General features: G+C 69.0%; 16 protein-coding genes and 3 pseudogenes. 11 read left to right on the top strand and 8 right to left on the bottom strand.

The features are described from left to right. Positions 1-109 precede the first annotated feature (109 nt). Positions 110-2,227, top strand: a complete 2,118-nt coding sequence (locus tag ACIRR9_RS11390; protein ID WP_403750529.1) for a DUF2075 domain-containing protein — start codon at positions 110-112, stop codon at positions 2,225-2,227. 53 nt (positions 2,228-2,280) lie between these two features. Here the strand turns inward: ACIRR9_RS11390 and ACIRR9_RS11385 are convergent, their stop codons facing one another. Next, on the bottom strand, positions 2,281-2,409 hold the full coding sequence (locus ACIRR9_RS11385; RefSeq protein ID WP_403750012.1) for a DUF6408 family protein: 129 nt from the start codon (positions 2,407-2,409) through the stop codon (positions 2,281-2,283). Between the two features lie 517 nt (positions 2,410-2,926). On the opposite strand from ACIRR9_RS11385, the pseudogene ACIRR9_RS11380 reads away from it, so the two are divergent. The 6 genes and pseudogenes from ACIRR9_RS11380 to ACIRR9_RS11355 form a co-directional block, all read left to right on the top strand. Beyond that, positions 2,927-3,763: pseudogene (locus tag ACIRR9_RS11380) on the top strand (NERD domain-containing protein); the annotation flags it as partial. A 1,244-nt stretch (positions 3,764-5,007) separates the two neighbouring features. Continuing rightward, complete coding sequence (locus ACIRR9_RS11375; protein WP_403750009.1) at positions 5,008-5,655, top strand: (2Fe-2S)-binding protein; 648 nt, start codon at positions 5,008-5,010, stop codon at positions 5,653-5,655. A gap of 12 nt (positions 5,656-5,667) precedes the next feature. After that, positions 5,668-6,648, top strand: a complete 981-nt coding sequence (locus ACIRR9_RS11370) for an FAD binding domain-containing protein (RefSeq protein ID WP_403750007.1) — start codon at positions 5,668-5,670, stop codon at positions 6,646-6,648. After that, positions 6,645-8,849, top strand: coding sequence for a xanthine dehydrogenase family protein molybdopterin-binding subunit (locus tag ACIRR9_RS11365; protein WP_403750005.1), 2,205 nt, complete (start codon positions 6,645-6,647; stop codon positions 8,847-8,849). Before ACIRR9_RS11370 ends, ACIRR9_RS11365 begins: the two co-directional genes overlap by 4 nt. A 152-nt stretch (positions 8,850-9,001) precedes the next feature. Next, positions 9,002-10,150 (top strand): XdhC family protein, encoded by a 1,149-nt coding sequence (locus tag ACIRR9_RS11360; protein ID WP_403750004.1) that lies wholly within the window; start codon positions 9,002-9,004, stop codon positions 10,148-10,150. 28 nt (positions 10,151-10,178) lie between these two features. Next, a pseudogene (locus tag ACIRR9_RS11355) lies at positions 10,179-10,413 on the top strand (ISAzo13 family transposase); the annotation flags it as partial. A 382-nt stretch (positions 10,414-10,795) separates the two neighbouring features. Here the strand turns inward: ACIRR9_RS11355 and ACIRR9_RS11350 are convergent. Continuing rightward, the gene (locus ACIRR9_RS11350; RefSeq protein WP_403750002.1) at positions 10,796-11,482 is read right to left on the bottom strand and encodes an NADPH-dependent F420 reductase; all 687 of its coding nucleotides are present in this window, start codon (positions 11,480-11,482) and stop codon (positions 10,796-10,798) included. 469 nt (positions 11,483-11,951) lie between these two features. On the opposite strand from ACIRR9_RS11350, the gene ACIRR9_RS11345 reads away from it, so the two are divergent. The 4 genes and pseudogenes from ACIRR9_RS11345 (at position 11,952) to ACIRR9_RS11330 (ending at position 13,849) form a co-directional block, all read left to right on the top strand. After that, positions 11,952-12,338, top strand: a complete 387-nt coding sequence (locus ACIRR9_RS11345; protein WP_403750000.1) for a nuclear transport factor 2 family protein — start codon at positions 11,952-11,954, stop codon at positions 12,336-12,338. 102 nt (positions 12,339-12,440) lie between these two features. Further along, entirely contained in the window at positions 12,441-12,725 is a 285-nt protein-coding gene (locus tag ACIRR9_RS11340; RefSeq protein WP_403749998.1) for a hypothetical protein, read from the top strand. 158 nt (positions 12,726-12,883) lie between these two features. After that, a pseudogene (locus tag ACIRR9_RS11335) lies at positions 12,884-13,102 on the top strand (Rieske 2Fe-2S domain-containing protein); the annotation flags it as partial. Positions 13,103-13,234: 132 nt separating this feature from the next. Further along, complete coding sequence (locus tag ACIRR9_RS11330; protein ID WP_403750527.1) at positions 13,235-13,849, top strand: TetR/AcrR family transcriptional regulator; 615 nt, start codon at positions 13,235-13,237, stop codon at positions 13,847-13,849. Here ACIRR9_RS11330 and ACIRR9_RS11325 read toward each other — a convergent pair. The 6 genes from ACIRR9_RS11325 to ACIRR9_RS11300 all read right to left on the bottom strand — a co-directional run bounded on the left by ACIRR9_RS11325 (position 13,844) and on the right by ACIRR9_RS11300 (position 19,489). Beyond that, complete coding sequence (locus ACIRR9_RS11325; protein ID WP_403749996.1) at positions 13,844-14,413, bottom strand: hypothetical protein; 570 nt, start codon at positions 14,411-14,413, stop codon at positions 13,844-13,846. The two genes, ACIRR9_RS11330 and ACIRR9_RS11325, sit on opposite strands and share 6 nt — an antisense overlap. Before the next feature lie 164 nt (positions 14,414-14,577). Beyond that, the gene (locus tag ACIRR9_RS11320) at positions 14,578-15,054 is read right to left on the bottom strand and encodes a hypothetical protein (RefSeq protein WP_403749994.1); all 477 of its coding nucleotides are present in this window, start codon (positions 15,052-15,054) and stop codon (positions 14,578-14,580) included. 187 nt (positions 15,055-15,241) lie between these two features. Further along, the gene (locus ACIRR9_RS11315) at positions 15,242-15,982 is read right to left on the bottom strand and encodes an SDR family NAD(P)-dependent oxidoreductase (protein ID WP_403749993.1); all 741 of its coding nucleotides are present in this window, start codon (positions 15,980-15,982) and stop codon (positions 15,242-15,244) included. After that, a complete protein-coding gene (locus tag ACIRR9_RS11310) occupies positions 15,979-17,016 on the bottom strand; it encodes an NADP-dependent oxidoreductase (protein ID WP_403749991.1) in 1,038 nt (345 codons plus the stop codon). The genes ACIRR9_RS11315 and ACIRR9_RS11310 overlap by 4 nt, the downstream gene beginning before the upstream one ends. 14 nt (positions 17,017-17,030) lie before the next feature. Next, a complete protein-coding gene (locus tag ACIRR9_RS11305; protein WP_403749988.1) occupies positions 17,031-17,936 on the bottom strand; it encodes a TetR/AcrR family transcriptional regulator in 906 nt (301 codons plus the stop codon). Beyond that, on the bottom strand, positions 17,933-19,489 hold the full coding sequence (locus tag ACIRR9_RS11300) for a class I adenylate-forming enzyme family protein (protein WP_403749986.1): 1,557 nt from the start codon (positions 19,487-19,489) through the stop codon (positions 17,933-17,935). Before ACIRR9_RS11300 ends, ACIRR9_RS11305 begins: the two co-directional genes overlap by 4 nt. Positions 19,490-19,491 lie beyond the last annotated feature (2 nt).

Here is a 19,491-nt window from a genome sequence, read left to right as displayed (position 1 = left end):
TCGTCACTTCCTAAGATCCCAGACGTCATTGCGGCCCGACGGGCTTCCTCACGGGACATGCCCCCACCCGCACGAGTCACTCGTGCCCTGGGGGATCCACCTCGTGTCCATGCTCCTGCTGAAACTGGCAGCGCGGGATCTGCTGAACCTGAACTCAAGACGCCGTATGGTGCCCCACCTTGCCGCGAGGTGGAAGCACTTCCTCACCACCGACGCTTCGTTGACCGAACGTTCCGCCTGGGCGGAGAGCCTGGTACACCTCGCCGAGGATCTGGTCGCCGCCGACCGCGGGAACGTCGAGATGGTCGTCGAGTGCGCGGCCACGCTCGACGAGACCGACCGCGCCGGGGACCCGCGGCTCATCGACGTCGTCCTCGTGGGCCATCATCCCGAAGAGAACGGCCTGTCCGTGCAACTCGTCGAGCTGAAGCGGTGGTCGACGGTGACCCGGGTGGAGCGAGCCACCGCGGACCTGGTGCATGTCCCCGGCATGGGGGAGAAGAAGCACCCCGCGCTGCAACTGCGCGAATACTACGAGGCGTTCACGAGTGACAGAGGTCCGCTGTACGGGCTCGACTTCGAGTGCGGTGGCTTCGCCTATCTGCACAACGCCACCGACGCCTCGGTGCTCCCGCTGGTCGGCGTGGACGCGCCGACCGGTCCCTACGCCCGCGTCTACACCAGCGACCGCCGCGCCCAACTGATTTCGGACCTGCGGAGCAGCTTCGCCGCCGACGGGGCGGACTCGGCGGCCGAGATCCTGTTACGGAGCATGGGCCTGCGCAACACCCCGCTGCTCGACGCCATGATCCGCTCCAGCGGCGAGGACACGGTCTTCACCCTGCGCGGCCGTCAGAAGAAGGTCGCGGACCAGATCCTCGACACTGCCGCCAAGGTGCTTCCGGATCCCCGTCGGCCCGCGCTCCTCCCCGACGAGCGACGGGTGGTGTTCCTCGTCACGGGTGGTGCCGGCACGGGCAAGAGTGCCATCGGCCTCCAACTCAAGGCCGAACTGGAGGCCGACGACCGAACAGTCAAGTACGCGAGCGGCAGCAGGGCGTTCAACGGCGCCCTCCAGGAGCATGTCGGGTACGGCGACCGGGAGTTCAGGGAGAGCTTCACCTACTTCAGCAACTTCGTCACGCCGCCCGACCCGCCCCTGGACGTACTGATCTGCGACGAGGCCCACCGCCTGCGCGACCGTTCCACCAACCGCTTCTGGAAACCCGAGGACTGGGGCACGAAGCCTCAGGTGGACGAGCTGCTCGACGCCTCCCGGTTGACGGTGTTCTTCCTCGACGAGGGCCAGTCCGTGCGTCCGCAGGAGGTCGGCACCGTCGCTCTCGTGGAGGACGCGGCACAGCGCTACGACGCCCAGCTGGTCCGTTACCGTCTGCGGGAACAGTTCCGGTGCGGCGGCAGCGACGCCTACATCCGCTGGGTGTGGGGCGCGCTGGGGGTGTCGGACGCGGAGCCGGAGCCGTGGACCCCGGACGGGCTGATGCACGTCGAGGTCGTGGACAGCCCCGAGGAGCTCGAGCGGATCATCCGTTCCGAGGCCGTGGCAGGGGCCTCCGCGCGCATGGTCGCCGGATACTGCTGGCCCTGGACGAAACCCCTGGGCAAGGAGAAGCGGCTCGAATCCGACGTCCGGATCGGCGACTGGCACCGGCCGTGGAACGCGGACAGCGATTCCTTCTGTGAGAACAAGACCGTCCCCCCTTCCAAGATCTGGTCCGTGCACGAGAACGGCCTCGGCCAGATCGGTTGTGTGTACACCGCGCAGGGACTGGAGTGGGACTGGTGTGGCGTGATCATGGGCGAGGACATGGTGCGTCGGGGCGACCGCTGGGTGTTCCGCCGGGGCAAGGACCGGGAGGACAAGGAGGCGGGCGTCAAGCGGGTCGCCGTTCCCGGGTCGTTCGATCCCAAGGTCAAGCCGAAGAGCGTGGACGATGACGAGTTCGCCCGCCTCGTCCGGCACGCCTACCACGTGCTGATGACCAGGGCGAGCCGGGCGACCGTGCTCTACTCCACGGACGAGGAGACCCGGAACTACCTGAAGGGACTCGTCGGAGACGTCGCGATCCACGGTCTGCGACCCACCTGGGAGAACCTGCCGGAGCAGGCGCGACAGCCACATCTGCCCCGGCCCGGCCGAGGACGGCGCCGCCGCAGGAAGCGCCAGAAGAAGGACACCCCGCCCGGAGACATGCGCCTCTTCTGACACGGGCACCAGCACGTGGAGTGGCGGGCTCTCCCGGGCCCGCCACCTGCCGGTCAGAAGACCAGGCGTGCTGCCGCGGTCAGGGCCGCCACCAACAGGTTGATGACGACTCCCACCGTGACGTCGACCAGAATCTGACGAATCCGGCCACGACGTGCAAGCTTGTACTCGACGGGGTTCATCGGTTTCCACTCCTGAGCGTGAGCTGGGAATGGCAGGGATCGCCCTACCGGGCATCCGCAGTCACACCGCGTGCAGGACGCGGTGGAGACCACTCGTCGCTCATCACCGAGGACCGGCACCTGGAACACCGCCGACGTACCCTCCGGGAAGGTGCGCAGCGGGTAACCACGTTAGTGCACGCACTGGTTGAGAGAGATCGATTTTGGACGCCGTGGTGTCGCTGCACAGGCGCCGGATGTGCTGGCTCGCGTTGGCCCCGGACGGGATGGCGTCGGTCGCGACCGTATCGACTGTGTGGAGTCTGCGCATTTTCACCCGAGGGCGTGGGCCGAGGCTCCAGAGTGTGGGTGGTGCGCGCGTAGCAGGTTGCCGGAGTCGGGCGACAAAGGGGAAATGTTCCTCAGTCCCGTCCTTCACCATCTCTTTTCATGTCACATGCAACCACTAGGATCAGTGCCGAGGGTCAGTTCACGGGAAACGGCGGCCCTTGTGGGACACGAGAAGCGGGGAACAGGCATGCGGGAAGGCCGGTGGGTCACGGTCACCGAGTCCGAGTTCGATCATGAACGCCGCGGCCTGGAGGCGATCCGGGAGAAGCTGCCGGACTCCGATCCCTGGCGTGCCTGGTCGAACTTCACCTTCACCGCGAACACCGGCCACGTCCGCGAGGTGGACCTGCTGGTCGTCGCCCCCGGCGGCGTCTGCATGATCGAGCTGAAGGACTGGCACGGCTCGGTCACCTCCGAGAACGGCACCTGGGTGCAGACCACGCCCGGCGGCCGTCGCCGTACGCACGGCAACCCGCTGCACCTGGTCAACCGCAAGGCCAAGGAACTCGCCGGCCTGCTCGCCCTGCCCGGCAACAAGCGGGTCTGGGTCGCCGAAGCCGTCTGCTTCACCGACAACAGCCTTCGCGTACGCCTGCCCGCCCACGACCAGAACGGTGTCTACACCGTCCACCAGCTGGTCGAGATGCTCAAGCAGCCGCCGCGTGACGAGCGGCGCCGCATCACGGCGATCAGCTCGCGCGAGATCGAGGCGGCCCTCAAGAACATCGGCATCCGCAAGAGCGACGCGCAGTACAAGGTCGGCCCGTACGAGCTGGAGCGGAAGTCCTTCGACTCCGGTCCCACCTGGGCGGACTACCTCGCCCGTCACAGCGACCTCCCCGAGGCCGCCCGCGTCCGCATCTACCTCAGCGAACGCGGCTCCGACGCCTCCCTGCGCCAGTCCGTCGAGAACGCCGCCCGACGCGAGGCCGCGGTGCTCGGCCGCTTCAAGCACCCGGGCGCGGTCGAACTCAAGCAGTACTTCCCCTCCGGCCACGCCGCCGGCCCCGCCCTGATCTTCGAAGCCGATGAGTGAATGTCCGCCCGCCTCACGATCGGCACTGCGGGTGCGTGTCGGCTGGGGGCGGGTGTCGATTTCCCGCCCAGGCGGAAGATGTGGACTCCGTCGAACTACCTGTCCACTTCACCCTCGATGCCACCTGTCGGAACAGTCCCCATCCGGGGCTGCGAGGACCCCTCGGAACAGAACCCGGCGTACAGCCTGACTCGTCTGCCGCTCCTTATTTTCGCAGGTCAGATGCCATGTTTACTCGCTAAACAAACCGCTGGGTCGAATCCGGGGCGAATCCGGGCCGTGAGTATCGTCATCCCTGTCCGCCGCGTGTGTGGCATATCCGGCATTCCGGGCGTCAAATGTGGTTCGGTGCCGGTCTGTAGTGGACATCCCGGCACCGGAGGCATCGGAAGTACATGTACGAGGTGTCTTCTTGTTGACCCGCTCCGGCTGGACTCGATCACCGATGGTGTGTCCGGCAGTGCGTTAGACCGGGTTGGACGGTTAGCAACGGCTGGCGGACTCCCGTACGAGAACGTGGGCCGCCCCGCCACCGGGCGGCCGTTCTGCGTGTTGGCGGCGCGGGCGAAGCCGAGCGAGTGTCGCTGCTCCGTCTCGGCGAGGTGCGGCGCATAGGCGAGCGTGTCCAAGGTGCTCTCGGAGACGCCGTTGAGGCTGCTGCGTTCCGTGCGGGTGTAGTGCTCGACGCGGACTCCGGCGACCATCGCGACCCGGCCCCCGCGGTACCCCGTCACCCGGCACTTACCCCCCTCGGCGATCAGACGGGCCTGCTCGGGCGTGATTCTGGCGCGCCGAGACGTGAGAAACGTGCGGACTTCAGCGTGGTCGTCCAACATATCAGCCTATGAGAGTCCCAACCCCTCTGGGGGGCACTGCTGTTACCCCTCACAGCTGTGCCTCCCACACCACGGTCGGAATCGGTTGCATGGCGACAGCCCACACAGTCGTCCGAGGGAAGAGGTGGCAGTGATCCGGCTCAGCCAAGCTCCTGGGTGACGGAGCGCGTTCAGGCCTCCATCCGCACGGCGGGGTCTATGCACCGTGATTACCACGGCAGACGTTGCCAAGAGCTGTTCTGGCGAACTGCTGCGCAAGACCCTCGGAGGCCTCCGGGTCGAGGGCTGTCGGCCGGCTCGCGAAACCTGAGGGGACGGCCGGAGCTTGCCCCGCCGTCCAGCGCACATCGACGACGAGTACGCCCCCCACCGTCCCGACGCATCGAGAGAGTGTGTATGCCTGTCGAATCCCCCCAACCGGCAGCTTCCCCGTCCACGAATCCCTCCTCGCCTCCGTCGCGTCGGACCTTCATCGCCACGACCACCGCTGTGGGCGGTGTCGCCGTGGCTGGCGGCCTGACCGCGGCAGCGCCGTTCCTCGGCGGCACGGAGGCCGACGCAGCTGAGGCGGCATCCCCCGGCAGCAGTCGTGTTTCCCTGACCGTCAACGGCGAGCGCCGCACGGTCACCGTCGACAACCGCACGTCCTTGCTGGACCTGCTGCGCGAGCACATTCAGCTGACCGGTACCAAGAAGGGCTGCGACGCCGGAGCCTGCGGGGCCTGCACGGTCCTGGTCGACGGGCACCGGGTCAACTCCTGCCTGACGCTGGCCGTCCGCCTGGAGGGCTCCGAGGTCACGACCATCGAGGGCCTGGCCGACGGCGACGAACTGCACCCGCTGCAGCAGGCGTTCATCGATCAGGACGCCTTCCAGTGCGGCTACTGCACCCCCGGTCAGATCATGTCGGGCGTCGGCTGCATCAAGGAGGGACACACCGGCTCGCCCGAGGAGATCCGGGAATGGATGAGCGGCAACATCTGCCGCTGCGGTTGCTACGTCAAGATCGTCCGCGCGGTCGAGCAGACCGCCGGCGGGAAGTGAGGGCCCTCTCTGATGCATCCCTTCGCCTTCACCAAGGCCTCCAACACGCGTGAGGCTCTCAACGCCGGTCGCCGCGGGGGCCGTTACATCGCCGGCGGCACCACTCTCGTCGATCTGATGCGGGAGACCGTCGAGCGGCCCGAGACCCTGGTCGACATCACCGGCCTACCACTGCGGGACGTGCTCGTCACCCAGGGCGGCGGGCTGCGCATCGGTGCCCTGGTCCGCATGGCCGAGGCCGCCGCCCACCCCGCGGTGCGCGCCGCTTTCCCGATCGTCTCTCAGGCCCTGGAGCTGAGCGCCTCCGCCCAGCTGCGCAACATGGCCACCATCGGCGGCAACATCATGCAGCGCACCCGCTGCACCTACTTCCGCGACGTGACCGCCGCCTGCAACAAGCGCGAGCCCGGCTCGGGATGCGCGGCCCGCGAAGGCTTCAACCGCAGCCATGCCATCCTCGGCACCTCCGACGCCTGCGTGGCCACCCATCCCTCCGACGTCGCCGTGGCCTTCGCCGCCCTGGAGGCGACCGTCCACCTGCTGGGTCCGGACGGGGAACGCAGCGTCCCCTTCGCCGACTTCCTCCTCAAACCCGGCAGCACACCCAACCATGAACAGGCCCTCCGAAAAGGCGAGTTGATCACAGCGGTGGAGATCCCGCCCCTGCCGCGGCCCCTGAAGTCCGGCTATCTGAAGGTGCGTGACCGCCAGTCGTACGAGTTCGCGCTGACCTCGGCGGCCGTGGCCCTGCATGTCCGCAACGGAGTGATTCGCGAGGCGAGGATCGCTGCAGGCGGCGTCGGAACCGTTCCGTGGAAGCTGCCCGCCGTGGAGCGGCAGCTCATCGGGAGACGCCCGTCGCAGGCACTGTGGGCCGAGGCCGCCGAGCAGGCGGTGGCCGGCACGCGGCCCCTTGCCCACAACCGGTTCAAGGTTGCGCTGCTCAGGCGGACCGTCGAACGCCAGCTGCGCATCGTAGGAGAGATGGTATGAGCCCTCAGCCGCAGGCAGCCGTCGGTGCACCGCTCTCCCGCGTGGACGGGCGGCTGAAGGTGACCGGCCAGGCCAAGTACGCCGCCGACCAGAGGCCCGAGGGGCCCCAGGACGTCGTGCACGCGGCCGTCGTCGACAGCGCCATCGGCCGGGGACGCATCACGGGCATCGACACCCGTGCCGCCGAAGCTCAGCGCGGTGTGTTGAAGGTGATCCACCACCGCAACGCCCCCAAGCTGTCGTACGGCCCGAACCCGGGCTCGCTCAATCTCCCGGGCGAGCGGCTGCGGGTCTTCCAGGACGACCAGGTCCGCTTCCACGGCCAGCCGGTCGCCGTCGTCGTCGCCACTACTTTGGAGGCCGCCCGGCACGCGGCGAGCCTGGTGAAGGTCGAATACGACGCCGAACGACCCGTCACCGACCTCACCAACGCCCCGGCGGCGGGCGATCCCATCACCTATAAACGCGGCGACGCGGAGTCGGCCCTGCGGTCAGCCGCGGTACGGCTGGAGATGGACTACCGGCTCGCCCGCAACCACCACAACGCGATGGAACTCCACGCCACCGTCGCCCACTGGGAGGGCGACCGGCTCACGTTGTGGGACAAGTCGCAGTGGGTGCGCAGCCCGCGTGACGAGATCGCCGCGAACTTCGGCATCCCGGCGGAGTCCATCCGGGTGATCGCGCCGTTCGTCGGGGGCGCGTTCGGTAACGCCGCGCGGGGCTGGCCGCACATCACCATCGCGGCCCTCGCCGCGCGTGAGGTGGGCCGTCCGGTCAAGCTGGTGCTGACGCGCAGGCAGCTGTACTTCGGGGTGGGCTATCGGCCGTCGTACCAGTACAAGGTGCGGCTGGGCAGCGACCGCCGCGGGCGGCTGACCGCGATGACGCACGACCTGCGGGGCGAGACGTCCAGCTACGAGACCTTCGCGGAGCAGGCCGTCCTCTCCCCAGGGCAGATGCTTTACACCACGCCCAACGTCAGCCAGACGCTGCGGACCGTGCCGCTGAACGTGAACACCCCGACCCCGATGCGCGGTCCCGGCTACTTCTCCGCCGCCTTCGCCGTCGAGAGCGCGATGGACGAACTCGCGCACGAACTCGGCGTGGACCCCATCGAGTTGCGGCAGCGCAACGAACCCGCGAACGACCAGGCCAGCGGACTGCCGTTCTCCACCCGGCGGCTGCGCGAGTGCTACACCGTCGGTGCCCGCGCGTTCGGCTGGGACCGCCGTAATCCCCGGCCCCGCGCCACCCGCGAGGGCGACTGGCTGATCGGCACCGGTATGGCTGCGGCCGTCTATGACACCTATCGGATGGGGGGCCAGGCCCGGGTGCGGCTGGACGCCGACGGAACTGCCTTGGTCGAGTCGGCGTCCAGCGACATGGGCCCCGGCACCTACACCTCCATGACCCAGGTCGCCGCCGACGCCCTCGGCCTCGCGGTCCGCCGCGTCACCTTCCGGCTCGGCGACACCGACATGCCCGAGGCCCCGATCCACGGCGGCTCGATGACCATGGCGAGCCTCGGCACCATCGTCCAGGACGGCTGCGACAAGCTTCGGCGCCATGCGGTCGCACTCGCCGTCGGGGACGAGGACTCACCGCTCTACGGCATCGACGCGGACGACGTCGTCGTACGGGCCGGCCGACTGCACGTACGCAACGAGCCCGCGCGCGGCGAGACATACCAGCGACTGCTGGCCCGCAACGACCGCACCCACCTGGAATCAACGGGCTCGTACGCCCCGGGGCAGCCCCGGTCCTCCATGTTCGCCTACGGAGCGGTGTTCACCGAGGTCGGCGTGGACGCCCGGCTGGGCCTGGTGCGGGTGCGGCGGATGCTCGGCGTCTTCGACGCGGGCCGGATCATCAGTCCCAAGCTCGCCGACAGCCAGGCCCTCGGCGCCATGGTCGGCGGCATCGGCGCGGCCCTGCTGGAACACACGATCACCGACCACCGTGACGGCCGCATCGTCAACGCGAACCTCGCCGACTACATGGTGCCCGTCAACGCCGACATCCCCGACCTGAAGGCGATCTACCTCGACGGCAGGGACGACGAGGCCAACCCGCTCGGGGTGAAGGGTCTCGGCGAGATCGTCCTGGTCGGCGTGGCACCCGCCGTCGCCAACGCGGTCTTCCACGCCACCGGCCGCCGCGTACGTGAACTGCCCATCACCGCGGGGGCTCTGCTCTGAACCCCCGGGTGCCCCTCCGACCGTCCGGCGGCGGCTGAGCGGATCGCCGCCGCCGGGCACCAGGGCCGCCGCCGCGTCACGTCAATTCCCCGGACGACACGGCGGCGGCCTGCTACGTCGTCGTTCCATGCCGTCGCACACGGAGACCCTTCATGCTGAACATCGCAGACACGCTGCACGCCTGGTGCCGCGAGGCTCGACCCTTCGCCCTCGCCACCGTCGTCCAGGTCAGTGGCAGCGCCCCCCTGCCACCTGGCACAGCGCTCGCCGTCGACGCCGAAGGCACCGTGGTGGGCAGCATCTCCGGAGGCTGTGTCGAGGGTGCTGTCTACGACCTGTGCCGTCAGGTGCTGGAGGATGGCGGCGCTCCGGCGAGAGCCCGGTTCGGCTACTCCGACGACGATGCCTTCGCCGTGGGTCTGACCTGCGGCGGCGAGATCGACGTTCTGGTCCAGCGCGTCGAGCCAGTGGACCAGCCTCACCTGGCTGCCGCTCTCGAAGAGGCTGTACGGGGCCGGCCCGCTGCCGTGGCTCAGATCGTCGACGGCCCCGAGGAACTCCTGGGCCGAACTCTCGGCATTCTCGGCGACGGCAGCGGGTACGACGGAAGCCTCGGCGGCGTCCGCGAGGACCGGGCGATCGCGGTACAGGCTGCCGCCCTGCTCCGCGCGGGGCGCACCCGCCGTGTCGACATCGGCGGCGACGCCGAGACCTGCCCCGAACGACTGTCCGTGCTCGTCCACGTCAACGCGCCCCGCCCCCGGATGCTTGTCTTCGGCGCGGTCGACTTCGCCGCAGCCCTCAGCCAGGCTGGACGCTTCCTGGGCTGCCAGGTCACCGTCTGCGACGCCCGGCCCGTCTTCGCCACTACCGCCCGCTTCCCGTACGCGGATGAGGTCGTGGTCGACTGGCCCCACCGCTACCTGGAACGCACCGAGGTGGACGCCCGGACCGCCATCTGCGTCCTCACCCACGACGCCAAGTTCGACATCCCGCTGCTCCGCCTGGCCCTCGGTCTGCCGGTCGGCTACGTCGGTGCCATGGGCTCCCGCCGCACCCACGACGAACGTCTGCGCCTGCTGCGGGAGGCCGGGACCCCGGAGGAGCACCTCTCCCGCCTCCGCTCCCCGATCGGCCTGGACCTCGGCGCCCATACCCCGGAGGAGACGGCCATCTCCATCACGGCGGAGATCATCGCCCACGCCAACGGGGGAACCGGCCTGCCCCTCTCCCTGAGCGGTGCCCCCATCCACAGCCACCTCCCGGCCGCCACGTCGCTCGCCGCCCACAGGGCCGCGTGATTGCCGACTCGTCGCCCTCTGCAGGCGGATCCCGGACGAGGCGCTCAAATTCGCTGTGAAGCTCACGGTGTCGTTGCCGCAACTGAACGAGCGGCAGCGTCGCTTGCTGATGGGAGTGGAGGCCCGGCTGCTGGGACACGGCGGCATCCGGGCGGTCGCCTGGGTGCCCGGAGCGAGCGAGAGGGCCGTCCACCAAGGCACCTTCGAGGTGGAGGGCGGAGAAGGTTCGTCTGGGGTGGGTGTGGCAGCCGGGCGGAGGACGGAGTGCGCTGACACTTCGTTCGTCGTTCTGGTGGTCGCCGCCGCGTGCCTGTGCTTCGGGGACAGGGGACATGGGTGCGGACCTGTCCCGGCTCCGCTCATCCGCTCGAGCATGGAGCCGGGACAGGTCCGCGAGGCGTGTGTACGGGGGCGTCCCCACCCCTCGTACACACACGTGCTTGGCAGGGGCTCGTGGGACCTGGGTTTTGTCCGAAGAGGTATCGCTCTGCTCAGGGCCTCAGTGGCCTTGTGAGGGAGGGGCGTTTCAGGGGTTCGCGAACAGCTCGCCCATGTGGTGGCACCACTGCGCGACCGGGCACCGGAAGCGGTGCACGCTTTCGGGACGGGCCCAGGGAGCGCCGTTCTCCTGGGCCCGAAGACGCCCTACTTGCGGACGACGGCGATGTTGAAGTCGAACGTGCCGAGGGCCGCGTTGATGGCGAAGTACAGCGGCATGTACATCTCGACTCCGCGCGCGGCACGGATGCCGCCGAGATCCAGGATCGACTTCTCGGGCCAACCGATCTCGCTGAGCAAGCCCGCGACCGTGGCCTTGGCATCCGCGTCCTCACCGACGACGAAGATGTTGTGGTCACCGGGGATGCGGCCCGGGGCGACCATGACTTCGGCGAACACGGAGGTCAGCGCCTTGACGACCCGGGCCTCGGGGTACGCGCGCTGGATCTGCTCACCGAGGCTGTCGGTGTTCGCCACCGTCAGCGACGGGGGCAGGCCCTGCGACAGGTCGAGCGGCAACGCGATGTCCCAGAGAACCTTCCCGGACAGGTTGGCGGCGCCGGTCGCCTCCAGCGCGCTCAGGGAGAGGGCTCCCTGGGTGGCGTTGACGATGATCTCGCCGTGGGCCCCTGCGTCGGCGAACGCCGCGAGCCGCACCGCCTGGTGGTCCTGCTGCCACTGGGCGAAGGGCACATTGCCCAGCCAGTCGGGCTCGGTGCGCGCCAGGGTCTGCTCGACGTCTCGGGTGCCGATGACCACGTCGTGGCCGAGGGCACTGAGTCGGCCTGCGAGGGCGCGGCCGACCATGCCGGTGCCCAGAACTGCGATCTTCATGGTGACTTCCTGAACGGCCTTCGTGAGAGATGGCCGGCAGACCGGGCGCATGGGCGCTCGTACTGGCCGGGCCCCGAAGAGTGGGGCACGGACCATGCAACGGGAAGTGGCCATGACGAGGGAGTCTGTGCTGTGAGGGGTACTGGCAGGGACCCCCAGCCGGATGCCGGCTCTGGTGGTCGAGTGCCAGGTCGCCGACAACGGGCGTCTGGTGCCGGATTGCCAGGAGCCGTATGCCGTCAACCCGCCTGCTCAGGGTGATCTTGTCCCGGCAGGAACGGAGAGTCGTGCCGTCTTGGCCCTGGGTGTCCATACGCTCGGGGTGAGCCGAGCCCGCCGCGGGCGAGGGTCCCTGCCGATACCCCTCACAGCGAGGACTCCCACCCCGCCGCCGACACGGGTTGCCTGTTCTCGAGGTTGCCCGAGCGGCCACCTCCACACCCACGCATCACGTCCCGCAAGGAAGATCATGTCTGCTACTGCGAACACCGAACTTGTCCGTCGCATGTACGAGGCCAACGGCGACGCGGACGTCATCAACGAACTGGTGTCTCCGGACCTCGCCTGGGATGTCACTCCGGGCTTTCCGCACGGGGGCGTCTACCACGGCTCGGAGGGAGTGTTCGAGTACTTCGGCAAGCTCATGCCGCAGGTCGACTCCTGGGAGACCGAGGTCGAGGAGTACCACCCGTCGGGTGAGGACCGCGTGTTCGTGGTCGGCCACTACCACCCCACCAAGAACGGCAAGTCGACGGCGGTGCGGTTCATCCACGAGTGGACCGTCCGGGACGGCAAGCTCACGCGGATGTACCAGGCCGCCGACAGTGCCGTCGCCCAGCAGGCAGTGAACGGCTGAGGGAGCACCGTCACGGTGAGCATGCAGCGCCGAGCCGGTTGCCGACCGGCCCGGCCGGGGATGGAATCCGAACGGGGTCCCGCATGTGAGCCGTGACGCTGCGTGCTGCTCATCCACATACGCGGACGTTTCGCCTCGGACGAACTCGCGGACGCGGAACTCGCCGAACGCTTCACCTTCAGCCGGGGCGTCCGCTCCCTGCACACGGTCGGCTGCAGCTTCGTCGACCCGTACGCGCACGGCACGCTCTTCGAGATGCTGAGCGATGACTCGGTCTGCGAAGGCGCCTACACGAAGGCCGCACCCGGAGGGCGCTCTACACCGGCCCGGCTGGTCACTTCGCCCTGGGACACTATCGCCACATTCCTGAACCGGATCCTGTCCTAGGACCATGTGCCGAGACTGCTTCGGGCCGAGGGAGGGTCTCAGGTCAAGGTCGCCTCGCTACCGTTGAAGATCAGCCACGCGATCACGTGCGAGATGCTGCTGACCGGCGCGAACTGCCCAACGCATCCCCGTGGAGTCGATGGCCCACCCCCCCTGTGATGCCCCCGAGGAGAGCGATGCCGAGCGACGGCTACACGTACCTGTGCAAGTTCGACGTGCTGGAGGACGGTGTCCCCCGGCGGATCGAGGTAGAGGGCGTGCCTGTCTCCCTCGTGCTGGCCGAGAAGCAGGTCTTCGCGATCCACGACGTGTGCTCGCACAGTGCCGTCTCACTCTCCGAGGGAGAGGTGGACGGCTGCACGGTCGAGTGCTGGCTGCACGGTTCACGCTTCGACCTACGCACCGGGCACGCCCTTGATCCGCCGGCGTCTCGTCCCGGTGTACCCAGTGCAGATCGAGGACGGCTGTGTATATGCGAAGGTGCCACGGCAGAAGGAACGGTGAGGCCAGTGCCTGACGATGTCGTCGCGGAGCGGGCCGACGCTGCCCGCAACCGCGCTCTCCTGCTGGAGGCGGCCGCCCGGCTGGTGGCCGAGCAGGGCGCGGAACACGTGACCATGCATGAGGTCGCCCGGGCTGCCGGGGTGGGAAAGGGCACCCTGTTCCGCCGGTTCGGTGACCGCACCGGACTCCTGCTGACCCTGCTGGGCGACGCCGAGGCCGACTTCCGGGAGGCGTACACCTCGGGCCCGCCTCCGCTGGGGCCGGGCGCATCGCCGAGTCAACGGCTGACCGCGTTCGGATGCGCGCTGATCGAGCGCATCGCCGACGAGAACGACCTGGGTGCCGCGCTGGCCCGCCAGGTCCCCCTGGAGCGGCGCCACTCCGCCGACAACGGCCGGTCCTTCCACCGGCACATCGCGTCCCTTCTGCGGGAAGCGGGGGTCGAAGCCGATCACGAGATGCTTGCCCACGCCATGCTCGTGTTCACGAACTTCGAGACCATGGACTACCTGCGTGACGAGTGTCAGGTCACCGCCGCACGTCTGCAGGCCACCTGGGCCGACTTGGTGCGGTTGGTGACCGCGGGCGCCGAAGCAGAGCCTCGCGCCTCGGAGTCATGACGGCAGGACACGCACGGCGGTTCCTTCGCCGATGGCCTCCGCCGCACGGGAGTCAGGGGCGCTGTGGTGGACCACGACGTTCCCCAGATCACGGGACAGCTGAACGACGAGGGTGGCGACATCGTCCAGCCAGTCCGCCGGGGCGGTCGTCGGAGCGACGACGATCAACTCCAGTACGTCCGCGGGGTGCGACGCCGTACCGTCGACGACGGCGCCCTTCAGCGCGAGGTAGTCCGGTACGGGGCGGAGGTCGGCTCGCGCCCGCTCGCGGACCATGGCGATGACGCGGTCCCGCAGGTCGGTCAGTTGGCGCAGGGCTTCCCAGGCGACGTGGCCCGGGACCAGACGTACGGCTTCCCCTTTGCGCCGTGGAGCGATCAGGCCCAGCAGGCCCAGACGGAAGAGTGCCGCCTCCAGCTGCGTGGGCGTCACTGCGGCGTCCTTGGACAACTCGTCGAGCGTCAGCGGACCAGTGGCGTCGACCGTGTGGTGAGCGACGAGGGCGGTGAGGAGCCGGCCCGAGGTTCCGGGGAACAGGGCGGACAGCGGGGTCAGGAAGTTCATGGCGCGTACGGGTGCTTCCGTGCGGCTCTGGGCACGCGTAAGGCTCCGCTTCTGTGAGGGGTTCGAGGACGGGGGTGCAAGAGGTTCTCGCCGGCTTCGCAGGCAGGTGGCATCGACGACGAAGCCGACGAGAGTCTGGTTTCCGCATACCGAGGTCTGCGGTGCTAGGCGTCGGAAGCCCGATCCTTCGCGAGCTCGGTGACGGCTTGGCCGAACTCCCTGAGTACGTCGAGGAGTTTGGCCCTGCCCCACAGAGCCGTTCCGAGGACGGCGACGCCCGCGGCCGTCATGTGCACGGCGCCCAGGAGGTCCTGGCCCGACAACGCCCGCATCGCAGATTCGTCCCCGCGATCCCAGGCCCGCGTGGTCTCGGCCATCGCGAACTCGTAGTGGGGTGGGGCCACGGCGGCGACCTCGTCGGAACCCCGGACCAGCTCGTCCAGATTCCATCGCCTGCCGGTTAGCTCCATGATGCTGATGGTGGAACGCAGAAGGCCGCTCAGCACGGCGTACACCTCGATCCAACTGCCCGCGTCCAGACCGGCCAGCGCTTCCTGGACGGCGGTGGCGTCATGATCCGCGTAGCCCCGGACCACGTCTAACGCGTAGTCGCTGGAGGTCTTGCGCGCCGTGTTGCTCATGCGCTCCACCGTAGGGTCGCGCCGCTGCGCGGGAATCGGTCGCTCGACGCAACGCGCCTCGGAAGAAAGCACTAGGACCCGCGACCTTCCTCGTGAGATCAGGTCGGCCGGTCCAGATTCGTGAGCGGAAGTTGACACGCCACTCAGCTGCGGGCGGCGTCTGGACGTCTTGCGGGCCGGAATCGGTTCAGGCTGTCGCGCCGCCGTCGATGACGATCTCGCTGCCGGTCAGGTAGCGGCTCTCGTCCGAGGCGAAGTAGACCGCGGCGTTGGCGACTTCGGCGGGGTCGGCAACGCGTCCCATCGGGATGCCTGCCACCACCTTGTCGACCAGGCCTGGGGTCAGCTCCTTCTGCTGGTTGTTCATGTCGGTGTCGACGGGGCCGGGGTGCAGGGAGTTGACGCGCACGCCGTGCTTGGCGACTTCCAGGGCCACGGATTTCGTCATGCCTCTGACGGCCCATTTGCTGGCCGCGTAGGCGGTGCCGTACTTCATGCCGGAACGGCCGGCGACGGACGACAGGTTGATGATCGACCCCGCCCCCGCGGTGACCATGATCGGGGCGAAGGTGCGCATGCCGAGGAACACACCGACCTGGTTGACTTCCTGTACCCGCCGGAACTTCTCCAACGTGGTCTCTTGCAGGGAGGCCACGAGCAGGATCCCGGCATTGTTCACCAGGATGTCCACGCTCCGGCGCCCATCCAGCGCCCATGCCGCGACGCTCTCCCATGACTGCTCGTCGGTGACGTCGTGTTCGCGGGCGGGCACCCCCAGTGCGTCCCCCAGGGCATGCACGCGCTTCGCGTCCGCGTCCGTGACCAGGACGTGCGCGCCCTCCGCCTGGAACCGGTGGGCCATGGCGGACCCGATGCCGCCCGCGGCGCCTGTCACGAGGGCCACTTTGCCCGCGAGCCGGCCGCTCATGCGACTGCTCCTTCGTTCCCGAGGGCCGCGGGGAGGGCCATCGCGAGCTTGCCGGTGTTCGCGCCGCGGAACAGGCTCAGCAGGACATCGGGAAAGTCGTCGATGTCGGCCTCGACCACATCCTCGCGGGCGTGCAGGGCACCCGAGTCCAGCCACCCGGCCAACTGGGTCAGGGCCTCCCGGTACCGCTTGGCGTAGTCGAAGATGACGAAGCCGGTCATGGAGGCGCGGGAGACGAGCAGTTGCATGTAGTTGGCCGGGCCCCGCATACCCTCGGTGGTGTTGTACTGGGAGATGGCTCCGCTGATCACGACGCGGGCATGCGGAGCGAGCCGGACCAGGACGTCGTCGAGCACGTCGCCGCCCACGTTGTCCAGGAATACGTCGACGCCTTGCGGGGCCAGTTCGCGCAGCTGTCGCCGAACGTTCTGGGACTTGTAGTCGATCGCGGCGTCGAAGCCCAGTTCCTTCACCAGCCAGTCGCACTTGGCCGGCCCGCCGGCGATGCCGATGGTCCGGCATTCCTGAAGCCGGGCGATCTGCCCCGCGATGCTGCCGACGGATCCGGCCGCCCCGGACACCACGACCGTCTGGCCCGGTTGCGGCTTGCCGACATCGAGGATCCCGAAGTAGGCCGTCAGCCCGCTGAGCCCGAGGACGCCGAGGTGCGTGGCGGGTGATCCCAGGGCCAGGTCCACCACCCGCACGCCCTCGCCGTCGGATACGGCGTACTCCTGCACGCCGAACGCTCCGTTGACGTAGTCGCCCACCTGGAAGTCCAAATGCCGGGACTGGATGACGCGCCCCATGGCAGCGGCGCGCATGACGTCGCCGATCTCGACGGGCGGGATGTAGGAGCGGACAGGGGTCATCCAGCCGCGCATGGCGGCGTCGATCGACAGATACTCGACCCGGACGAGGAACTCGCCGTCCGCGATCGCGGCCACCGCGGCGTCGACGAAGTCCCAGTCCGACGGTTTGGGCAGGCCCTCGGGCCGGGCGGCGAGCCGGCACTGGCGATTGGTCAGCTGCACGGGTACTCCTCGATTCAATGCTCGGGGGAGGGGGCGGGTTGTTCGCCGTATGGGCCGTCCGTCAGGCCGATGCCGGCAACCCACAGTCGGGTGAGCGTGGCTACGGCGGTCTCCGGGTCGTGCGGCTGCCCGTAGGTGAGCCACAGCCGTGTGGTCTGTCCGACCATGGCGGCCAGGGCGTCGGCGGTGTGCCGGACGTCGAGGTCGGTGCGGATGATGCCGAGTGCCTGCCAGTCGCGCAGGCTCGCGGCGATGTGGTCGGCGAATCCGCAGTGCAGTTCGAGCCGCAGGGGGACCAGTTCCGGATGGACACCGGTCGCTTCGTCCACCCGCAGCAGCAACAACGCGTGCCGTGAGTAGCTGGAGAAGTAGCGCTGCACCGCTACGTGGATCCGTTGCCGGGCCTGCGCGCGAACCTCGGCAACACCCTCTGGGCCGTCGGCGCCGTCGGTCGCGACCGGCTCGTGCAGCGCCTGCATCCTGGTGTGTTTGAGCTCGGACAACAGCCCTTGGTGCAGAACCTCCGTGAAAACTTCCAGCTTGGATGGGAAGTAGGTGTAGAACGTGCCCACCGCGACTTTGGCCTCGGCGGCGATGTCACTGATGCGTGCCGCGGCGTATCCGTCTCGTTCGATGCACGCGCGCGCCGCGACGAGCAGTGCCTTCCGGCTCCGCTGTGCCCGGGCGCCCAGTTCCGACTCGTTCGCCCCGGCCTTCGGCGGCGGGGATCCCATCGCGGCTCGGTAGGCATCTTCCTTCGAGTCGAACCGGGAGTAGAAGGTGGAGACGGACGTTCCCGCGGCGCGAGCGATCTCCGTGATGCGTGTGCCGCCGTATCCCTTGCGGGGGAACAGGGCCCGTGCGGCACTCACCAGGGCGTCACGAGCCGTGTCCTGGGAAGCGTCTCCCGGAGTCGTCATGATTTCGTGGACCTCCAAGTCGCCGTCCGGCGGACCTCGTTCTTGCGCACCTTGCCTCCCGCGTTGCGCGGCAGGGGGCCGGTGATGACAGACACGTACTGTGGCATCTTGTAGTCGGCCAGCCTGGTGCGGGCGTGCGCGAGGACGGCGTCGACATCCAGCGCGGCGCGGCTGTCCGGGCCGATGCCGGTCGGCACCAGCACGGCCCCGACCTTCTCGCCCATCACGTCGTCCGGTACGCCGACGACGGCCACCTCCGCGACCCCGGGGGCCTCGGACAGAGCGTTCTCCACCTCGACGCTGGAGATGTTCTCGCCACCCCGGTTGATGATGTCCTTCAGCCTGTCGACGACGACCACGCGGCCTTCGGCATCCACCTCGACGATGTCGCCCGTGCGCATCCAGCCGTCCTGCAGGGCCTGTTCGGTCGCTTCGGGATGCCGCCAGTACCCGCGCATGACGTTGGGGCCGCGGGCCAGCAGTTCCCCACGGTTGGGATGGTCCAGGGGCGCGATGGCGAGGTCGACGACCGGCACGGCGTATCCCACGGAGTCGGCATGCTCGGCGGCCTCGGCGTTCGGCAGGACAGTCATCAGGGACGCGGTCTCGGTCATGCCGTAGCCGTTGAACACGTCACAGCCCGGGAACGCGGCGCGCAGCGCGTGTACTTGGGAGGACGCGATCGGGGCCCCGCCGTAACCGACCCAGCGCACGGTCGAGGTGTCGGCGTCAGTGAAGGCGGGGTCGCGCAGCAGCAGGGCGTACACCGCGGGGACCGTCACGAGGAACGAGATCCGTTCCCCATGGACGGCGTCGAGCAACGCCTTGAGGTCCAGCGTCGGCAGGATGACCGCCGCTCCGCCCGCGTAGGCGGCGGTCAGCAGTTGGGAGTTGCAGCCGGTCACGTGGAACAGCGGCACGCTGATCAGGGTGCGCAGCTCGGCGCCGATGTCCCTGGTCACGCCGAGACCGCGGAGCATCGTCTCGGCGTTGCTCAGGAACGCCTCGTGCGTCGTGGGCACTCCCTTGGGGTGGCCGGTGGTCCCGGATGTGTAGAAGATCGCCGCCACATCGTCCGGACCGGGGTCGGACGCGACGACCGGATCACCGTCGGGCAGCGGGGTGTCGGGAGTCAGGTCGATAGCCACATCGGCGTCCTGCAGCACGAACGACACCTCATGGGGGGTGAAACGGGTATTGACAGCGACCGGGACTGCGCCCGCCAGCAACGTCCCCCAGAAAGCCAGCACCCACCGGGCTCCGGCCGGATAGCGCAGGGCCACTCGGTCACCCGCGTTCACACCCGCGGCCCGCAGTCCCCCGGCCACCCGCGCGGCCCGCTCGTGCAGCTCGCGGTAGCTCAGCCGTGGACCACCGACCTCGCTCACCGCGTCCGACTCGGGTGTGGTCTCGGCCCAGTGACGAAGGACCTCCACGAGGGACCGCGGCAGGTTCTCGTAGTGGGCGACGCCGTCGCTGTCCCGGCGGATCCCGTGGGTGGCGAAGGGGTAGGGAGAGGGGCGCCGGACCAGGGCCCTGGGCTGGGAGTCCATGC

Source organism: Streptomyces sp. NPDC101234, from assembly GCF_044767525.1.
Lineage (GTDB): Bacteria > Actinomycetota > Actinomycetes > Streptomycetales > Streptomycetaceae > Streptomyces > Streptomyces sasae.
The sequence above is the reverse complement of the archived record's forward strand: the minus strand, read 5'-3'. Positions and strand labels throughout refer to the sequence as shown.

Coding starts and splice junctions, on each gene's coding strand:
- ACIRR9_RS11360 (WP_403750004.1), top strand. CDS start 9,002: ATGCTGAACATCGCAGACACGCTGCACGCCTGGTGCCGCGAGGCTCGA.
- ACIRR9_RS11365 (WP_403750005.1), top strand. CDS start 6,645: ATGAGCCCTCAGCCGCAGGCAGCCGTCGGTGCACCGCTCTCCCGCGTG.
- ACIRR9_RS11315 (WP_403749993.1), bottom strand. CDS start 15,982: ATGAGCGGCCGGCTCGCGGGCAAAGTGGCCCTCGTGACAGGCGCCGCG.
- ACIRR9_RS11385 (WP_403750012.1), bottom strand. CDS start 2,409: ATGAACCCCGTCGAGTACAAGCTTGCACGTCGTGGCCGGATTCGTCAG.
- ACIRR9_RS11375 (WP_403750009.1), top strand. CDS start 5,008: ATGCCTGTCGAATCCCCCCAACCGGCAGCTTCCCCGTCCACGAATCCC.
- ACIRR9_RS11300 (WP_403749986.1), bottom strand. CDS start 19,489: ATGGACTCCCAGCCCAGGGCCCTGGTCCGGCGCCCCTCTCCCTACCCC.
- ACIRR9_RS11325 (WP_403749996.1), bottom strand. CDS start 14,413: ATGAACTTCCTGACCCCGCTGTCCGCCCTGTTCCCCGGAACCTCGGGC.
- ACIRR9_RS11390 (WP_403750529.1), top strand. CDS start 110: ATGCTCCTGCTGAAACTGGCAGCGCGGGATCTGCTGAACCTGAACTCA.
- ACIRR9_RS11350 (WP_403750002.1), bottom strand. CDS start 11,482: ATGAAGATCGCAGTTCTGGGCACCGGCATGGTCGGCCGCGCCCTCGCA.
- ACIRR9_RS11305 (WP_403749988.1), bottom strand. CDS start 17,936: ATGACGACTCCGGGAGACGCTTCCCAGGACACGGCTCGTGACGCCCTG.
- ACIRR9_RS11370 (WP_403750007.1), top strand. CDS start 5,668: ATGCATCCCTTCGCCTTCACCAAGGCCTCCAACACGCGTGAGGCTCTC.
- ACIRR9_RS11320 (WP_403749994.1), bottom strand. CDS start 15,054: ATGAGCAACACGGCGCGCAAGACCTCCAGCGACTACGCGTTAGACGTG.
- ACIRR9_RS11345 (WP_403750000.1), top strand. CDS start 11,952: ATGTCTGCTACTGCGAACACCGAACTTGTCCGTCGCATGTACGAGGCC.